At 44.3% G+C, this 16,444-nt stretch carries 16 protein-coding genes; 5 read left to right on the plus strand and 11 right to left on the minus strand.

Annotated elements, in window-relative coordinates:
- Positions 1 to 202: 202 nt before the first annotated feature.
- Positions 203 to 1,078: a LysR family transcriptional regulator gene (locus L3V35_RS00005; RefSeq protein ID WP_237298045.1), complete on the minus strand. Its 876-nt coding sequence runs from the start codon at positions 1,076 to 1,078 to the stop codon at positions 203 to 205.
- A 106-nt stretch (positions 1,079 to 1,184) separates the two neighbouring features.
- Between L3V35_RS00005 and L3V35_RS00010 the strand changes: the two genes are divergently transcribed.
- On the plus strand, positions 1,185 to 2,147 hold the full coding sequence (locus tag L3V35_RS00010; protein WP_237298046.1) for a nitrilase family protein: 963 nt from the start codon (positions 1,185 to 1,187) through the stop codon (positions 2,145 to 2,147).
- A 170-nt stretch (positions 2,148 to 2,317) separates the two neighbouring features.
- Here the strand turns inward: L3V35_RS00010 and L3V35_RS00015 are convergent, their stop codons facing one another.
- The 10 genes from L3V35_RS00015 to L3V35_RS00060 all read right to left on the minus strand — a co-directional run bounded on the left by L3V35_RS00015 (position 2,318) and on the right by L3V35_RS00060 (position 10,996).
- On the minus strand, positions 2,318 to 2,761 hold the full coding sequence (locus tag L3V35_RS00015) for a F0F1 ATP synthase subunit epsilon (RefSeq protein ID WP_004730391.1): 444 nt from the start codon (positions 2,759 to 2,761) through the stop codon (positions 2,318 to 2,320).
- Positions 2,762 to 2,775: 14 nt separating this feature from the next.
- A complete protein-coding gene (gene atpD / locus L3V35_RS00020; RefSeq protein WP_004730394.1) occupies positions 2,776 to 4,161 on the minus strand; it encodes a F0F1 ATP synthase subunit beta in 1,386 nt (461 codons plus the stop codon).
- Between the two features lie 44 nt (positions 4,162 to 4,205).
- Complete coding sequence (gene atpG / locus L3V35_RS00025) at positions 4,206 to 5,075, minus strand: F0F1 ATP synthase subunit gamma (RefSeq protein WP_012600781.1); 870 nt, start codon at positions 5,073 to 5,075, stop codon at positions 4,206 to 4,208.
- A 47-nt stretch (positions 5,076 to 5,122) separates the two neighbouring features.
- Positions 5,123 to 6,664 carry a F0F1 ATP synthase subunit alpha gene (gene atpA, locus L3V35_RS00030; RefSeq protein WP_009844932.1) on the minus strand — a complete coding sequence of 514 codons (1,542 nt, stop codon included), beginning with the start codon at positions 6,662 to 6,664 and terminating at the stop codon, positions 5,123 to 5,125.
- Between the two features lie 9 nt (positions 6,665 to 6,673).
- Positions 6,674 to 7,225, minus strand: a complete 552-nt coding sequence (locus L3V35_RS00035) for a F0F1 ATP synthase subunit delta (protein ID WP_004730398.1) — start codon at positions 7,223 to 7,225, stop codon at positions 6,674 to 6,676.
- Positions 7,226 to 7,236: 11 nt separating this feature from the next.
- Positions 7,237 to 7,707: a F0F1 ATP synthase subunit B gene (locus tag L3V35_RS00040; protein ID WP_004730401.1), complete on the minus strand. Its 471-nt coding sequence runs from the start codon at positions 7,705 to 7,707 to the stop codon at positions 7,237 to 7,239.
- Between the two features lie 54 nt (positions 7,708 to 7,761).
- Positions 7,762 to 7,998 (minus strand): F0F1 ATP synthase subunit C, encoded by a 237-nt coding sequence (gene atpE / locus L3V35_RS00045; RefSeq protein ID WP_004730405.1) that lies wholly within the window; start codon positions 7,996 to 7,998, stop codon positions 7,762 to 7,764.
- Between the two features lie 46 nt (positions 7,999 to 8,044).
- On the minus strand, positions 8,045 to 8,815 hold the full coding sequence (gene atpB / locus L3V35_RS00050; protein WP_237298047.1) for a F0F1 ATP synthase subunit A: 771 nt from the start codon (positions 8,813 to 8,815) through the stop codon (positions 8,045 to 8,047).
- 1 nt (position 8,816) lies between these two features.
- Positions 8,817 to 9,218: a hypothetical protein gene (locus L3V35_RS00055; RefSeq protein WP_004730409.1), complete on the minus strand. Its 402-nt coding sequence runs from the start codon at positions 9,216 to 9,218 to the stop codon at positions 8,817 to 8,819.
- An 896-nt stretch (positions 9,219 to 10,114) separates the two neighbouring features.
- Complete coding sequence (locus L3V35_RS00060) at positions 10,115 to 10,996, minus strand: LysR family transcriptional regulator (RefSeq protein WP_004730410.1); 882 nt, start codon at positions 10,994 to 10,996, stop codon at positions 10,115 to 10,117.
- Between the two features lie 157 nt (positions 10,997 to 11,153).
- Here L3V35_RS00060 and L3V35_RS00065 point away from each other — a divergent pair, with 157 nt between their 5' ends.
- From L3V35_RS00065 to L3V35_RS00080, 4 genes are all read left to right on the plus strand, one after another.
- Positions 11,154 to 11,552: a RidA family protein gene (locus tag L3V35_RS00065; protein ID WP_004730412.1), complete on the plus strand. Its 399-nt coding sequence runs from the start codon at positions 11,154 to 11,156 to the stop codon at positions 11,550 to 11,552.
- 199 nt (positions 11,553 to 11,751) lie between these two features.
- Positions 11,752 to 13,212, plus strand: a complete 1,461-nt coding sequence (locus tag L3V35_RS00070) for an aldehyde dehydrogenase family protein (RefSeq protein WP_029224918.1) — start codon at positions 11,752 to 11,754, stop codon at positions 13,210 to 13,212.
- Positions 13,213 to 13,470: 258 nt separating this feature from the next.
- A complete protein-coding gene (locus tag L3V35_RS00075; RefSeq protein WP_145565451.1) occupies positions 13,471 to 14,466 on the plus strand; it encodes a membrane dipeptidase in 996 nt (331 codons plus the stop codon).
- A 185-nt stretch (positions 14,467 to 14,651) separates the two neighbouring features.
- Complete coding sequence (locus L3V35_RS00080; protein WP_237298048.1) at positions 14,652 to 16,247, plus strand: BCCT family transporter; 1,596 nt, start codon at positions 14,652 to 14,654, stop codon at positions 16,245 to 16,247.
- Positions 16,248 to 16,444: the final 197 nt, after the last annotated feature.

Raw genomic sequence — 16,444 nt, forward strand, 5'->3', positions numbered from 1 at the left:
AGAAAGTCTGAGTCACTTCATTCTTCCAGATAAAAGAAAGGACCGAACGTTTCCACGTTCAGTCCTCTTTGTTCCAGCCAAATATCCGTTTAGGTTCAAGCAGTAATGCTTATCCGAACGGCATTACACTATCTAGTGAGCCTTTTTTGTGCCATTAAGCCTGACTTATTCACTGACTTTTTATCTCATTTTTTCTTTGTTGTTATCTCTGTTCGACAACAAACTCTACAAATCGATCACGGAGTGTATTTTCGCTATTTCTATTCCATATCAGGCCGACTGGCCAAGTGGCGTATTCACCTTCTAACGCAATGAATTCCACATCGGTATTACTAATGAACTGCGCACTGCTGGGTACAATGGTGAAACCGATATTGGCAGAAACCAAGGCAAGCAGGGTCAGAATATCATCGGCTTCTTGCGTCTTTGATAAGTCGATTTTATTGGCAAGACAATATTGTTGAATCTGTCTGTCTAATCCAGGGCCGCGATGTTGGGCCAGCTTTAGATAAGGCCATTTCGATAACTTAGAGACGACGTGATTTTTACTTGGCGCTTGCTTGAGAAGATCTTTGTGTATCGCGACCACTAGCGAATCATTGAACAGTGTTAGGCTTTCCAAATCCGATGATTCTGGTATCCGATTGAAGCTGATATCGAGTTCATGGTTTGACAGTTCATCCGTCTGTTGCTTGGAAGGTGTGTCATTTAAGGTGATATGAACGTCTGAGTATCGTTGTTTATAAGCGGCAATAAGCTTGGGTGCTTCATGATAAGTAGACACGCCAAAGCCAATGTTTAAATGCCCCTGAGTTCCGTTCACCACCGAGCCTGACAGCTGCTCAAACGCTTGCATTGAATGAACCAAACGTTGGGCTTCTGCCAGTAATGTTTTGCCTGCGTGCGTTAGCTCTGCTCCATTCCTACCACGAGAAAACAGAGATGCCCCAATATTGGATTCAAGTCGTTGAATCTTTTTAGTGAGTGCAGATTGAGTGATGTAGAGCTGCTCTGACGCCAAACGGTAATTGCCCGATTTAGCCAACTGACAGAATGCCTTCAGTAAATCAAATTCCATTCCAAATGCTCATTGAACTAAGAATATTTTTCATTATATGGAATTGAATCGATTTTTTATACTGAGTTCATACCAAATCAGATTAAGCGAAATTCGAGGACGAATCATGAAGAAAGACATCAAAGTAGCATCGGTTCAATTCAACCACCATACGGGTGACAAGGCGTACAACCTATCTGTGATAGATCAATATGTTCGACAAGCTTCGGAGAGTGGCGTGGAGATCATCAGTTTTCCTGAGATGTGCATTACCGGTTATTGGCATGTGTCTGCTTTGTCGCGGGGTGATATTGAAGTACTAGCGGAACCCGTACCAAATGGTGAATCGACTCAAAAACTCATTTCGCTGGCAACACAATTTGGCATGAGCGTTGGCGCGGGCTTGATAGAGCAAGATACTGATGGCGAGTTATACAACACCTACGTATTTGCGATGCCAAATGGAGAAGTTCAGAAACATCGAAAACTGCACACCTTTGTTAGCTCTCACATGAGCAGTGGAGACCAATACACGGTGTTCGATACGCCGCATGGTTGCAAAGTTGGTATCTTGATTTGTTGGGATAACAACTTGGTCGAAAATGTAAGGATTACAGCTTTGAAAGGTGCAGATATATTGATTGCGCCACACCAAACGGGCGGTTGTCATTCACGAAGCCCTAACGCGATGAAGCGAATTGACCCTGAGTTATGGTTTAACCGAGATGAAAATCCAGAGGCGATTCGAGCTGAAATGCAGGGCAATAATGGCCGAGAGTGGTTAATGCGTTGGCTGCCTGCAAGAGCGCACGACAACGGTATGTTTGTGGTGTTTAGTAATGGTGTTGGCGTTGATATGGATGAAGTAAGAACAGGCAATGCGATGATCCTCAGCCCTTATGGTGAAATCATTGCTGAGACTGATAGTGTTGATAACGATATGGTGATTGCAGAGCTAAAAGCAGAAGAGTTAGATATGTGTACGGGTAGACGCTGGATTCGTGGTCGCAAGCCAGAGTTATATCATTCACTCACACAACCTCTTGGTCATGAACTTGATCCGCACCAAGCGCGTTTTGCTGAGAAGTAATGTGAAGATGCTGGTGGATAAGGCGAGTAAATAAGGAGTCGGCAGGGAAGGGATTGATTCAATAACATCGGATGTAGTCTACCCACTTAAACAGTTTTTAAGTGGGTAGACTATTTACACATCAAGCATCAAGCATCAAACATCAAGCATCAAACGTCTAAGTTCTATTCTCAGTGGCGAGTGCGAGAAGACGTCAGTTCTGATGCGCGAAGCTGAGCAACGGCTTTTGCTAGTTCAAGCTGAGCTTGTGCAAAGTTGATGTCTACATTGCCCTTATTGATATTCTCTAGAGCTGCATATTTCGCTTCTTCTGCGCGAGCGCGGTCAATATCTTGGCCGTGCAAGGCAGTATCGGCTAACACCGTGACCACATCGGGCTGGACTTCAAGCATCCCGCCAGAAACATAAAGCACTTGCCCCTCTGATTTAGGATCTGTGACAAACACTGTCACGCCTGGCTTTATTTTACTGAGAAGCGGGGAGTGACCGGGGCGGATCCCCAGCTCACCATCAGCGCCAGAAACGGCTAGGGCATACGCTGGACCTGAAAACAGCGTACCTTCCGCACTTACAATATTAAGTTGAAATGTATTATCTGTAATTCCGATAGCCATGGTGCACCTGCCTCTTAGAGTGATTTTGCTTTGTTAAGCACTTCGTCGATAGAACCACAGTACAAGAATGCTTGCTCTGGGATATCGTCATATTCGCCACCTAACAGGCCTTTAAAGCCTCTTAGTGTTTCGCTTAGCGGTACAAATACACCTTTCTGACCGGTAAACACTTCGGCTACGTGGTAAGGCTGAGTTAAGAAACGTTCAATCTTACGAGCGCGAGATACGGTCTGTTTGTCTTCAGTAGACAGCTCATCCATACCAAGAATCGCGATGATGTCTTTTAGCTCTTTGTAACGTTGCAGCGTTGTTTGTACTTTTTGTGCAATGTCGTAGTGCTCTTGACCAACCACAAGCGGGTCCAATTGGCGAGAGGTTGAATCCAATGGGTCGATTGCAGGGTAGAGGCCCAATGCCGCGATGTTACGAGACAGTACAACGGTCGCATCTAAGTGAGCAAAGGTTGTTGCTGGTGATGGATCGGTCAAGTCATCCGCAGGTACGTATACCGCTTGGATAGACGTGATAGAGCCTTGTCTAGTCGAAGTGATACGCTCTTGAAGCACACCCATCTCTTCAGCGAGTGTTGGTTGGTAACCTACTGCTGAAGGCATACGACCTAACAGTGCTGACACCTCAGTCCCTGCAAGCGTGTAACGGTAAATGTTATCAATGAACAACAGTACGTCACGACCTTCATCACGGAAGCGCTCAGCCATAGTCAGGCCTGTAAGTGCAACACGTAGACGGTTTCCCGGTGGCTCGTTCATTTGGCCATAAACCATGGCCACTTTGTCTAGTACACCGGCTTCTTTCATCTCGTAGTAGAAGTCGTTACCTTCACGAGTACGCTCACCAACACCGGTAAATACAGAGAGACCTGAGTGGGCTTTTGCGATGTTGTTGATAAGCTCCATCATGTTGACGGTTTTACCTACGCCAGCACCACCGAACAGACCAATTTTACCGCCTTTTGCGAACGGACAGATAAGGTCGATAACTTTAACGCCGGTCTCAAGAAGTTCAGTGCTGTTTGCTTGTTCTTCATAAGAGGGTGCTTCACGGTGAATTTCGTAGCTTTCTTTTTGACCGATTTCACCACATTCATCGATAGGCTGACCAAGAACGTTCATGATACGGCCTAAGGTTTCTTCGCCCACCGGAACCGTGATTGGAGAACCTGTGTTTTCAACAGTTAGGCCGCGGCGCAAGCCATCTGACGTACCCATTGCAATACAACGAACGATACTGCCACCCAGTTGTTGCTGAACTTCCAATACGAGAGAGCTTGCTTCCTCGCTCGTCACTTTCAATGCATCATAAACGCGTGGGCTGTTGCCGCCGCTGAACTCGACGTCTACCACCGCGCCGATAACTTTAACTATTTTTCCAACACTCATCTCTAAATCCTCAAATTCTATTCTTAACCCACTCTTGTCTGCCCTTAGACAGCTTGAGCACCTGAGACTATTTCACTCAGCTCTTGGGTAATGGCAGCCTGTCGCGCTTTGTTGTATACCAACTGCAAATCATCGATGAGTTGGCCTGCGTTATCGGTCGCCGCTTTCATGGCCACCATTCGGGCTGCTTGCTCACAGGCAATGCTCTCTACGATGCCCTGATACACTTGCGATTCAATGTATCGATGTAACAGCTCAGAGAGGATGTCTCGTGGTGCTTGTTCATAGATGTAGTCCCAACGACGTGCTTTTTTCGCGCCTCCATCGGCCTCAGAATCTGAAGGGTGGGGCAGCAACTGCAAGGTCGTTGGTTCTTGAACCATGGTGTTGATGAACTGGTTATACACGAGATACAAACTGTCGATTTTTTCGTCGTCGTAATGCCCTAGCATCGCGTTAACCGTACCTAAAATGTCTTCTAATTTAGGCGCGTCACCAAGGCCTGACGTTTGCGCGATAACATTGCCGCTGCGTTGGAAAAATGAGATAGCTTTTGAACCAATTAAGGTCGTTTCTACTTCAACGCCTTTGGTACGCCACATCTCCATCTCTTCTAACACTTTCTTGAACAAGTTCGAGTTCAAGCCACCACATAAGCCTCGATCGGACGAAATAATGATGTAAGCAACGCGTTTTGGTTCACGCTGTTGAAGGTAGGGGTGCTGGTATTCCAGCGACCCTGATGCGACATGAGAGATAACTTTACGCATGTTCTCGGCATATGGACGTGTTAGCGTCATATTGTCTTGAACTTTACGCATCTTACTTGCCGCAACCATCTCCATTGCACTGGTGATTTTCTGAGTGTTACTAACACTGCCTATCTTGGTGCGAATTTCTTTAGTATTTGCCATTATCTGCTCCTAATTTGTTTTGATTTCCAGCCAACAAACCGGAGCGTTTACCAAGCTTTCAACGCTACAAAGTCACCGAGAAGCTTTGCAAGAGCGCCATCAATTTCATCGTTGTAGTCACCATTAGCGTTGATGGTGTCGAACAACTCTGGGTTTTGACCTTTCGCGTAAGCAATCAATTCTTCTTCAAAACGCGCAATCTTGTTCAACTCTACGTCAGCCAAATAGCCTTTTTCTGCTGCGTAGATAACCGTTGCTTGCTCAGCGACAGACATTGGAGAGTATTGCTTTTGTTTCATCAGTTCGGTTACACGCTCACCATGATCAAGCTGCTTGCGCGTCATGTCGTCTAGGTCAGAAGAGAACTGAGCAAATGCGGCTAATTCGCGGTATTGAGCTAATGATGTACGGATACCACCAGACAGTTTCTTGATGATCTTGCACTGAGCCGCGCCACCCACACGAGATACCGAGATACCTGGGTCAACAGCAGGACGTAGACCTGAGTTGAATAGTTGGGTTTGTAGGAAAACCTGACCATCAGTAATTGAGATTACGTTGGTTGGTACAAACGCAGATACGTCACCCGCTTGAGTTTCAATGATAGGAAGTGCTGTCAGTGAACCTGTTTGGCCTTTCACTTCACCATTTGTGAACTTCTCAACGTATTCCGCATTTACTCGTGCCGCACGTTCTAGTAGGCGTGAGTGGAGGTAGAATACGTCGCCAGGGAAGGCTTCACGACCCGGTGGGCGTTTAAGTAGCAATGAGATTTGACGGTAAGCGACGGCTTGTTTTGATAGGTCATCATAGATGATCAGTGCATCTTCACCGCGGTCACGGAAGTATTCGCCCATGGTGCAACCCGCATAAGGTGCTAGGTATTGAAGCGCGGCTGATTCTGATGCTGATGCTACAACAACGATGGTATTTTTAAGCGCATCGTGGTCTTCGAGTTTACGAACAACGTTTGCGATAGTAGAGGCTTTCTGGCCAATCGCCACGTACACACATTTGATGCCAGAATCTTTTTGATTGATGATCGCATCGATAGCTAGCGCTGTTTTACCCGTCTGACGGTCACCGATGATAAGTTCACGTTGACCACGACCGATAGGCACCATGGTATCAACGGCTTTATAACCAGTTTGAATTGGTTGATCGACGGACTTACGCTCGATTACACCGGGTGCAATTACTTCTACAGGGTCGAGTCGGTCGCAACTCACTGGGCCTTTGCCATCGATTGGCTCACCTAGTGTGTTAACTACACGGCCAAGAAGTCCGTTGCCGACTGGTACTTCCAAGATACGACCTGTCCCTTTCACTTTCATACCCTCAGATAGGTCAGTGTAGGGGCCCATAACTACGGCACCGACTGAGTGCGTGTCAAGGTTAAGAGCAAGAGCGTATTTGCCACCTGGAAGCTCGATCATCTCACCCTGCATGACATCCGCAAGGCCATTAATAGTAATGATGCCATCACGAACCGAGACTATGGTGCCTTCGTTACGAGCTTCGGTGCTCACATTAAACTTCGAGATGCGATCTTTAATCAGGTCGCTGATTTCGTTTGAATTTAATTGCATAATTGTTACCTATCTCGCGTGAAGTTGATGAGCTAATCGGCTAATTGATGTGTTCAAAGAACCATCGATGACGGTTTCACCCGCCTTGATTACGATCCCGCCAACCAGCGAGTCATCAATAACCTGTTCCATTTCAACCTGACGCTCTAATTTCTTTTCAAGTGCAGCAGTGAGTGATGTAACTTGATCTTGTGTAAGCAATTCTGAACTGGTGACAGTGACAGGGATTACACGTTCATGTTCGTCCTTTAGGTCGCTGAACAAGTTAAACAAGTCTCTGATCACGGCAAGACGGCCATTCTCAGCCAAGACTTTAATGAGATTAATGACGTGGTCATCAACGAGTCCTTGGCAAACGTGAATGATGAGATTGACCAGTTCTTCAGATTGCTGTGTATGAACACCTTCTGCTGATGAAATCTGCTTAGCGATCGTTTCTTCTTCCGCTACCGTCACAAGAATGGACAACATTGAGTGCCACTCTTGTAACTTGTTTTCACCCAAAGCAAAGTCGAACGATGCTTTAGCGTAGGGATGAGCAATATTGGTGTAATCTGACATATTGCCTCCGTTTAGAGTTCGCTTATCATTTGATCAACTAACGCTCGGTTCGTTTCAGAATCTAGGTTCTTGCTGATCAATTTCTGTGCACTTTGAATAACAGCGTCTGCCATATCCGCCTGAAGTTCACGGCGTAACTTTTGACGTTCGCCTTCTAGCTCAGCTCTACCTTGTTCTAAGATGCGTGCCTTTTCTTGCTCGCCTTCTTGGTGAGCTAAGGTGATGATTTCGTTGCGGCGTTTCTTGCCTTGCTCAATCAGTTCGGTCACATTCTTTTTCGCATCTGCGACGAGTTGTGCGCCATTTGATTTTGCTAGTTCTAGCTCTTTCGCTGCATTCTCTGAGTGGCGTAAACCATCAGCGATTTCTTTTTGGCGCTCGTCTAACATCGCGGTGAGAGGGGGCCATACATATTTCATGCATAGCCAAACAAAAATCACGAATGAGATTGCTTGACCAAACATGCTGGCATTTAAATTCATACCTTCCTCACTAAATCTTGATTATTTACAAATCGATTTTTTCAAAGCTTTCAATTAAGCAACGGCAAAGATGATGTATAGACCGATACCAACACCGATCATCGGTACAGCATCAACAAGGCCCATCATGATGAAGAATTGAGTACGAAGCATTGGAGTAAGGTCTGGTTGACGAGCAACACCTTCAAGGTATTTACCTGCTAAGTTACCAATACCAGATGCTGCACCTGCTGCACCTAAACCGATCAGTAATGCACCTGCTACATATAAAACTGCGCTTACGATATCCATTTGTATCTCCGATAAATAATGTGTTAGTTAATTTTTTAGTTATTAATTAGTGGTGTTCTTCTGTTGCCATTGCTAAGTAAACAACGGTCAGTACCATAAATATAAATGCTTGTAAGAATACGATTAATATGTGGAATAAGGCCCATGGAACACTTAGTGCCCATTGCATCCACCAAGGCATTAGTGCGATAAGGATGAATATCATCTCGCCTGCATACATATTTCCGAATAATCGTAAGCCTAGCGATATTGGTTTTGAAATTAATGTTATTAATTCAAGAACAAAGTTAACAGGATATAAAATAGGGTTATCAAATGGCTGAGTAGTTAGCTCTTTGATAAAGCCTTTCAAACCTTTATTTTTGAACGTATAAGTTAACAATAAAATAAACACACCGAGTGCCATCGACATTGGGATATTTACATCCGCTGTCGGTAGGTCTCTAAAGTGCTCTAAACCCATTACACGAGTTAACCCTGGTATTAAATCTATAGGCAATAGGTCGACTGCATTCATTAACAACACCCAAACAAAAGTGGTTAATGCCAGTGGCCCTATTAATTTATCCTCCGCTTGAAAAATCTCTTTGACTAGGTTGTTAACGAAATCAAAGATAAGCTCGATAAAACATTGAAAACGACCTGGAACACCGCTAGTGCCCTTGGTCACTACATATCGAAAAGCTCCAATAAACAGTAAACCCGTGATCCAAGATACCAACATTGAGTCAATGTTGAACGCCCAGAAACCATCACCTGTAGTTAAGAAGGTTAAGTGATGCTCTATGTATTCGTGAGCGGTAGTGACTTGATCCATACTACACGTACTCCGATCTTGTAGAGGCAGTAATAAATGGTGTTAAGAAGTACCCAATCATTGTGAAAATGTACGCGTATAATATTACTGGGTTATCCAATTTGAAAAACTGGAATGCCAGGATAAACATTAAGAACGTATAGGTTATTTTCACGACACGACTCATTTGCATTAAGTCACGTAAACTATAATTAGGATTCTTGTGCACCTTAAGGCTTGCATATATAAAACCAAACAGCGGTGGTAACATCGCGATTACGACACCCAAAGCTGAAGACTCCATATCTACTTTATTACCAAAAAACACTTCATATAAAACTACACCGACGGCTAATACTATTTGGCAGAGAACAACTCTTTTAGCAGCAACAAGGATGTCGCTACTTATCCCATTAAGCCTCATAATAAAACCTTATATTTAACAGTGTAAGTCAATATAAAACACAGTTTGAATATGTTTTGTTACTAGCACTTACTTGTTAATAGCAATTTGACTTGTTAATAAACCTTTACTTGTTAACAAAGAAATAATCTTTCTGGCTTTATATCTCCTGACGAAATTAAACGTTAAAAACTAACTCGCTATCGTTTCGACAAAATATAAACTACGCCTAAAATTATGTGATCAAAACGACAAATATCGGCATCAATAATTCCATTTTTGAAATGAGTGTTTTTCATTTATGAAAGTAATAGTTCTATTATTAAATCCATGAATATTTAAAATGCTTTGTTTATAGCGAGAAAAGGGAGGTTTTACCCAGAAAATTAGAGAGGAAAAATATCAAGATATAATGTTATCAAGTAAGTATATTCAATGACTTAGAGTCTTTTCTAAATGTGATGACGGGTTGGTATTCGAAGCGGCGTATAACCAAGATTTTGTTGATATTGGAAGGTTTCGTTTGTGTAGTGAAATAGCAGTATGGTGCTCCTTATCATTAAGCTAATATTTTTTAATATCGTTATCATATTTTCATTATTGATGTATTGGAACGCGAATCAACACGCCCAGCACCGGGTTCAAGATGAAAATTTGATGAAAAATTCAGCATCCAACCGCTGATGCAACAAGATCTAGGGTCAATGATAAGGGCGAGGAAACATACGTACAGATGAAAAGTACGGGTTAATTGACTCAAAAATAGAGGTATCGCTGAGGTTGGGTCGAATTATTATCGGACGAATTCGCAGAGCATCGACCCAGAAATCACAGTTTCAATACAGAAATAATCGGAATCTAAAGATGTTTGTCGTATCAATAGGCCTATAGGAAGCGCCTTCATTCATGTTCCTTTATTACTCTTCATAGCTTAGGTATTGAATACATAAGTCATGAAAGGCTTGTGCTTGTGGCGAGATCGTACGGTCAGCCAATCTGAAAATACCGATCTGACGTTGTAAGGGCGGGTCAATCAATGGGATCCAAACCAAACGGGTTTCATTGGTCGGGAAAGCCAGCTTAGGTAGCGTGGTCACGCCTATCCCGAGTTCTAACACCGAAAACAACGAAGTGATGTTCTCTACCGAATACAGAGCCTGTTCGCTGAGCATTCGTGCAGGTGTTGGGTCAAGTAGGGTACAAGTACCGTTGCGAATGAAGGGTTGTTTTAACAAAGTTTGCCACTCTATTCCCTCTCGTTGGGAGGCGATAGGGTTGTCTTTCAGGCAGACCACACCAATAGGATCTGAAAGCAAAGGGGTGAAATCGATGCTCTCTTCTTCTAAATGGGAGCTATTTCCGAGGGCAACATCCACCTCTCCAGAGAGTAATCTCGCTTCCACACCTGCCGCATTATCATCAATTAAGCTGACCTCAACATTGGGGTACTTTTCGCAAAAAGCCCCTAAAACACTAGGGATTAGTTTTGCGGCCACTGAAGGAACGCTCGCTATTCGAACTCGCCCTTGTTGTCCAGCTGCTGCAGCACGAAGGTCGTTATCTAATGCTTTGTAAACATTCAAGAATTGAATGATTTTCGGCAAACATATTTCGCCAAAAGGTGTCAGCGTCGATTTGTTGCCCGTTTCAAACAGTGGTTGGCCGAGAATTTTTTCTAGCTCTTTTATCGATGTTGAAAGTGCCGCTTGCGAGCGATTTGCTCGGTGAGATGCCGCTCTAAATCCGCCTTCTTCGACCACTAAAACAAAATGTTTTAACTGTTGTAGCTTAATACTCATGACAGGAATCCTTCTCTAGGCCTTGCTATACCTTACTTTTTTAAAGGTGATAGATTTTATTTATCAAATGCACAAAATTTACCGTTAGATTTATCAGCCGTCAAGATGCAGTATTTAACCATCTTGAAACATAGTTGTTACAAAGTTGGATGGAATCGTGAACGCACAAACTAAAAAACACCCAGTAAAAACCGAGCTTTTCGCTTCAAAAGCACCACTAGAGTGGGCAATCGTTAATAACGGCACTCTATACACAGCGCAGATTCCAATCGATGAGACTGGCGCAGTAGTAGAAGGCGGTATTGAAGCGCAAACGCGTCAGACTTTTAACAACCTTGTTCATACGTTGGAGTGTGCAGGCGAATCTATGGATTCAGTGCTGCAAGTTCTGATTTACGTGACAGACCGTGAATATCTAAAAACGGTAAACAGCGTATACGGAGAATACTTCAATGCACCTTACCCAAACCGTGCTGCGGTCGTCGTTGCAGGGTTAGCAAGAGAAGAGATGCTGGTCGAGTTCGTGGTTTATGCATCGGCGTCTCAACCTGAATAATCAGACTGTGAACTAAAGCTATTTGCGGATCAAAACTCTTTTGAATTGAAGTGGTTTATTGATACAAGCGACTTGGTTCACTTTAGAAACAAAATATACATCTTATTTTAGCAATTAATTACCTGAATATTAACAGTTTATTAATTAACCAGATGGTTGCCAGACTCAACCGCAACCTAACCGTTACAAGGACAGAATGATGACTCAATTACAGAATGTTCAAGCAGAAAACGCACTTTACATTGGCGGCGAATGGCAAGCGGGTGTTAGCACCGTTGCGAACATTAACCCATCAGATATTTCTGAAAACATCGGTAACTTTGCACAAGCAAGCACTGACCAAGTTCAACAAGCGATTTCAGCGGCGAAGCACGCTCAGCCAGAGTGGGAAAAAACACCGATTGAACGTAAGCAAGCAGTGCTTCAAGCGATTGGTGATGAACTGATTGCACGTTGTGACGAGCTAGGTACATTACTTTCTCGTGAAGAAGGTAAGCCTTTTGCTGAAGGTCGTGGTGAAATTTACCGTGCAGGTCAGTTCTTCCAATACTTCGCAGCTGAAGTGCTTCGTCAAATTGGCGACAACGCAGAATCAGTACGCCCAGGCGTTTCTGTAGAAGTGACTCGTGAAGCAGTGGGTGTTATCGGCATCATCTCTCCTTGGAACTTCCCAACAGCAACAGCAGCTTGGAAAATCGCTCCAGCATTGGCTTTCGGTAACAGCGTTATCTGGAAACCTGCAAACCTAACACCAGCAAGTGCAGTTGCGCTAACTGAGATTATCCACCGCCAAGGCATGCCTGCAGGCACGTTCAACCTTGTACTGGGTAGTGGTTCAAAGGTTGGTGATGCACTGATCAACTCTAAAGACGTGAATGGTGTGAGCTTTACTGGTTCTGTTGATACGGGTCGTAAAGTCGCAGCTGCAACAGCGCCAAACTTCGTTCGTTGCCAACTAGAAATGGGCAGTAAGAACGCATTAGTGATTGCTGACGATGCAGATATCCAAACTGCAGTAGATGCAACTATCGCGGGTTCATTCTCGGGTGCCGGTCAAAAATGTACCGCATCTTCTCGTCTAGTGGTAATGGATGGCATTCACGACCAATACGTTGAAGCACTTATCAAACGCATGAGTGAGCTTAAAGTCGGTCATGCACTAGAAGAGGGCGTGTTCATGGGCCCTGTAGTCGATGGAAACCAACTTGAAGCAAACCTTGGTTGGGTTGAGAAAGCACGTCAAAGCGGCGGTGAGCTAGCATTTGGTGGCGAACGCTTGAGCATGAAACACGAAGGTTTCTACATGTCTCCAACCTTGTTCTTGAATACTAAGAACGATTGGGAAGTGAACCAAGAAGAAGTGTTTGCTCCTATGGCAAGTGTGATTCGAGTTGCTGACTTAGAAGAAGCTATCGCGACAACAAACGACACACGTTTCGGCCTAACAGGCGGTATCATTACTCAAAGCCTACGCAGCAGTGCGATGTTCAAACAACAAGCACAAACAGGTTGTGTGATGGTTAACCTACCAACTGCAGGTACGGATTACCATGTACCGTTTGGTGGTCGTAAAGAGTCTAGCTTCGGTCCTCGTGAGCAAGGTCAGTACGCGAAAGAGTTCTATACCGTGGTTAAGACAGCTTACCAGCGCCCTTACTAAGCAGCTTTCTGTTAATTAGATTTGTATTAATTAGAACGGGATAGTTGGAGTCATTAGTTAAACAGACCCTAACTATCCAGCTATCGAATTGGCCTGATTCATCGAGTCAGGCCAACATCAAAACTCAATCAAGCTCAATCAAATATAGATTTCAAAGACTGAGCACCCAGTAAGTGATTTAACCCATTTTTGAAAACATGTTATTTGAGCGTGTTTTCAAAACCGAGCTAGAACACTGAGCTTTCAATAGGAGTGGTTATGTACCAGCAACGGATTGTTATAGATGGATTGCAATACTGCAATTGGAACAGAGAATATTTCCAAACACTAAAGGCGAGCGGCATTACAGCAGTTCACGCTACCGCGGTTTATCACGAGACAGCTCGTGAAACTTTATCTCGTTTTGCTGAGTGGAACTTAAGATTCGAGCAGAATGCAGACATTATTATGCCGATACATTCAATGGCTGATGTTGAAACTGCAAAAGCGACAGGCAAAGTCGGCATTTTTCTAGGTGCTCAAAACTGTTCGCCAATCGATGATGAGATTGGTCTTATCGAAGTGATGCGTCAGCAGGGTCTTTTGATCATGCAGCTGACTTACAACAACCAGAGCTTATTGGCGACGGGTTGTTATGAGCAGAACGACACAGGTATCACGCGCTTCGGTAAGCAAGCGATCGAAGAGATGAACCGAGTAGGTATGATCATCGATATGTCTCATAGTGCTGAACGTTCAACACTTGAGGCGATAGACCTGTCTTCTCGTCCTATTTGTATCAGCCATGCGAACCCGACGTTTGCTCATGATGCACTAAGAAACAAATCAAACGATGTGATTAAAGCCCTAACCGCACGCGGTGGCTTAATCGGATTCAGCTTATACCCATTCCACCTACCAAACGGCAGCCAATGTACGTTGGAAGATTTCTGCCAAATGGTTGCAACGACTGCTGACATGGTCGGCGTAGAACACCTAGGTATTGGTAGTGACCTATGCTTAAACCAACCTCAAGCCGTTCTTGAGTGGATGCGAAATGGTCGCTGGTCGAAGGCTATGGACTACGGTGAAGGTTCTGCGAATAACTCAGGCTGGCCAGATTCACTGCCTTGGTTCTGTGGGAGTTCTGGTATGGAAAATATCTATAACGGATTGATGCGTCACGGTTTCAGTGAGTCTGAAACTGGGCAAGTATTAGGCGATAACTGGTTTAACTTTTTGAAAGACGGCTTAGAGCCTCAAAGCAAAAAGTAACCGCTTTTTTGAACAGCATTGAAAAGAATATCAATTATACAAAAGGAACAACGGTCTATTTCGCAACGCGGTAACCCAAACATGGATTAGCCTGCCCAACACAAAAACAATAGGGCAGGTGTTAAATACACCTCTTGTAGTCATCATTTTAATGACGGCTGCAAAGAAACCTCTGGAGTCAGAGTATGTCTGATTTAACCAATAGCGTGAAATCTTCAAATGTAAATGCGGGTCAAGCAAACACAGCAAGTAAAAATACACAGTCTGAGTCTGCCTCAGATAAATTAGGACTAACTAACCCAGCACTTTGGTACAGCGGCGGCTTTATTGCTCTGTTTGTAGCACTTGCTTTGTTTGATGGCGAGCTGCTGTCTACCCTAGTAAATACCGGCTTTGCATGGTCTGTAAAAGTGTTCGGCCCATATTGGCAAATGCTTCTTCTTCTGACTTTTCTTATTGGTCTTGGCCTAGCGGCAGGGCGAACAGGCAAGGTTATCCTAGGTGGCATCGATAAGCCTGAGATGGATGGCTTCCGTTGGATGGCGATCATCTTTTGTACGTTACTTGCGGGTGGCGGTGTGTTTTGGGCGGCAGCAGAGCCTATCGCACACTATGTGAGTCCTCCACCGTTGTATGGCGCACAAGAAAACGCACAACAAGGCGCAGTAAACGCATTATCACAATCGTTTATGCACTGGGGTTTTCTCGCATGGGCAATCGTTGGTAGCTTAACGTCTATTGTGGTTATGCACCTTCACTACGACAAAGGCTTGCCTCTTAAGCCTCGTATTTTGCTATACCCAGTTTTAGGCGAAAGAGCACTGAAAGGTCATACCGGCGCACTGATTGATGCATGTTGTATTGTTGCAGTAGCAGCGGGCACCATCGGTCCGATCGGTTTCTTGGGCTTGCAAGTGAGCTACGCATTGAACGAACTGTTTGGTATCCCAGATGGCTTCACGACACAGCTGATCATCATCTTGTTCGCTATCGTTCTTTACACATTGTCTGCATTAAGTGGTCTTAACCGCGGGATGCAAATGCTAAGCCGTTACAACGTAATTTTAGCCATGGCATTGATGGTCTACATCCTGATCTTCGGCCCAACAAACTTCATTTTCAATGGCTACATCCAAGGTGTAGGCAGCATGATAGATAACTTCATCCCAATGGCAACATACCGTGGTGACGAAGGTTGGTTGAGCTGGTGGACAGTATTCTTCTGGGGTTGGTTCTTAGGTTACGGCCCAATGATGGCAATCTTCATCGCACGTATTTCACGTGGTCGTAGTATTCGCCAGTTGGTATCAACCATCAGTCTTATTGCGCCGTTTGTAACATGTTTCTGGTTCACCATTGTTGGTGGTTCTGGTCTAGCGTTTGAAATTGCAGACCCAGGCAGCGTAAGTAAAGCGTTCGAAGGCTTTAATTTACCTGGCGCGCTACTGGCAGTAACTCAGCAATTACCAATGCCAATGCTTATCTCTATTCTGTTCTTGATCTTGACGACGATCTTCATCGTAACGACCGGTGACTCGATGACTTACACCATCAGTGTGGTAGTCAGTGGTGAGACAGAGCCTAACGCAATTATTCGTACTTTCTGGGGTGTGATGATGGGGGTAACAGCATTGATTCTGATTTCCCTAGGTTCAGGCGGAATCTCTGCGCTGCAATCGTTCATTGTAATCACAGCGGTTCCGGTGTCCATAATCTTACTGCCATCGCTTTGGAATGCGCCTCAAATCGCAATCAAGATGGCGAAAGAACAAGGTTTTTAAAGAACAGGTTTTTTAAAGAGCAGATTTTGTAAAGAAAAGGGCTCTGTAAGACAAGAGCTCTGTAAAACAAGAAACTGATTAAATAAGAACAAATCAGCCTTCGAAAGAAGGCTGATGCAAAAATTCCGAAAGGAACAGCAAAACCGTACTGGTGAAGATACACCGGACGGCAACGTATTTAGGTCAATCGATCTAGT

The sequence above is a fragment of the Vibrio sp. L5-1 genome (assembly GCF_021728315.1).
Lineage (GTDB): Bacteria > Pseudomonadota > Gammaproteobacteria > Enterobacterales > Vibrionaceae > Vibrio > Vibrio splendidus_K.

Excerpts from the sequence above, each read along its gene's own strand:
- L3V35_RS00005 (WP_237298045.1), bottom strand. The coding sequence starts at position 1,078 with ATGGAATTTGATTTACTGAAGGCATTCTGTCAGTTGGCTAAATCGGGC.
- L3V35_RS00010 (WP_237298046.1), top strand. The coding sequence starts at position 1,185 with ATGAAGAAAGACATCAAAGTAGCATCGGTTCAATTCAACCACCATACG.
- L3V35_RS00015 (WP_004730391.1), bottom strand. The coding sequence starts at position 2,761 with ATGGCTATCGGAATTACAGATAATACATTTCAACTTAATATTGTAAGT.
- atpD (WP_004730394.1), bottom strand. The coding sequence starts at position 4,161 with ATGAGTGTTGGAAAAATAGTTAAAGTTATCGGCGCGGTGGTAGACGTC.
- atpG (WP_012600781.1), bottom strand. The coding sequence starts at position 5,075 with ATGGCAAATACTAAAGAAATTCGCACCAAGATAGGCAGTGTTAGTAAC.
- atpA (WP_009844932.1), bottom strand. The coding sequence starts at position 6,664 with ATGCAATTAAATTCAAACGAAATCAGCGACCTGATTAAAGATCGCATC.
- L3V35_RS00035 (WP_004730398.1), bottom strand. The coding sequence starts at position 7,225 with ATGTCAGATTACACCAATATTGCTCATCCCTACGCTAAAGCATCGTTC.
- L3V35_RS00040 (WP_004730401.1), bottom strand. The coding sequence starts at position 7,707 with ATGAATTTAAATGCCAGCATGTTTGGTCAAGCAATCTCATTCGTGATT.
- atpE (WP_004730405.1), bottom strand. The coding sequence starts at position 7,998 with ATGGATATCGTAAGCGCAGTTTTATATGTAGCAGGTGCATTACTGATC.
- atpB (WP_237298047.1), bottom strand. The coding sequence starts at position 8,815 with ATGGATCAAGTCACTACCGCTCACGAATACATAGAGCATCACTTAACC.
- L3V35_RS00055 (WP_004730409.1), bottom strand. The coding sequence starts at position 9,218 with ATGAGGCTTAATGGGATAAGTAGCGACATCCTTGTTGCTGCTAAAAGA.
- L3V35_RS00060 (WP_004730410.1), bottom strand. The coding sequence starts at position 10,996 with ATGAGTATTAAGCTACAACAGTTAAAACATTTTGTTTTAGTGGTCGAA.
- L3V35_RS00070 (WP_029224918.1), top strand. The coding sequence starts at position 11,752 with ATGACTCAATTACAGAATGTTCAAGCAGAAAACGCACTTTACATTGGC.
- L3V35_RS00075 (WP_145565451.1), top strand. The coding sequence starts at position 13,471 with ATGTACCAGCAACGGATTGTTATAGATGGATTGCAATACTGCAATTGG.
- L3V35_RS00080 (WP_237298048.1), top strand. The coding sequence starts at position 14,652 with ATGTCTGATTTAACCAATAGCGTGAAATCTTCAAATGTAAATGCGGGT.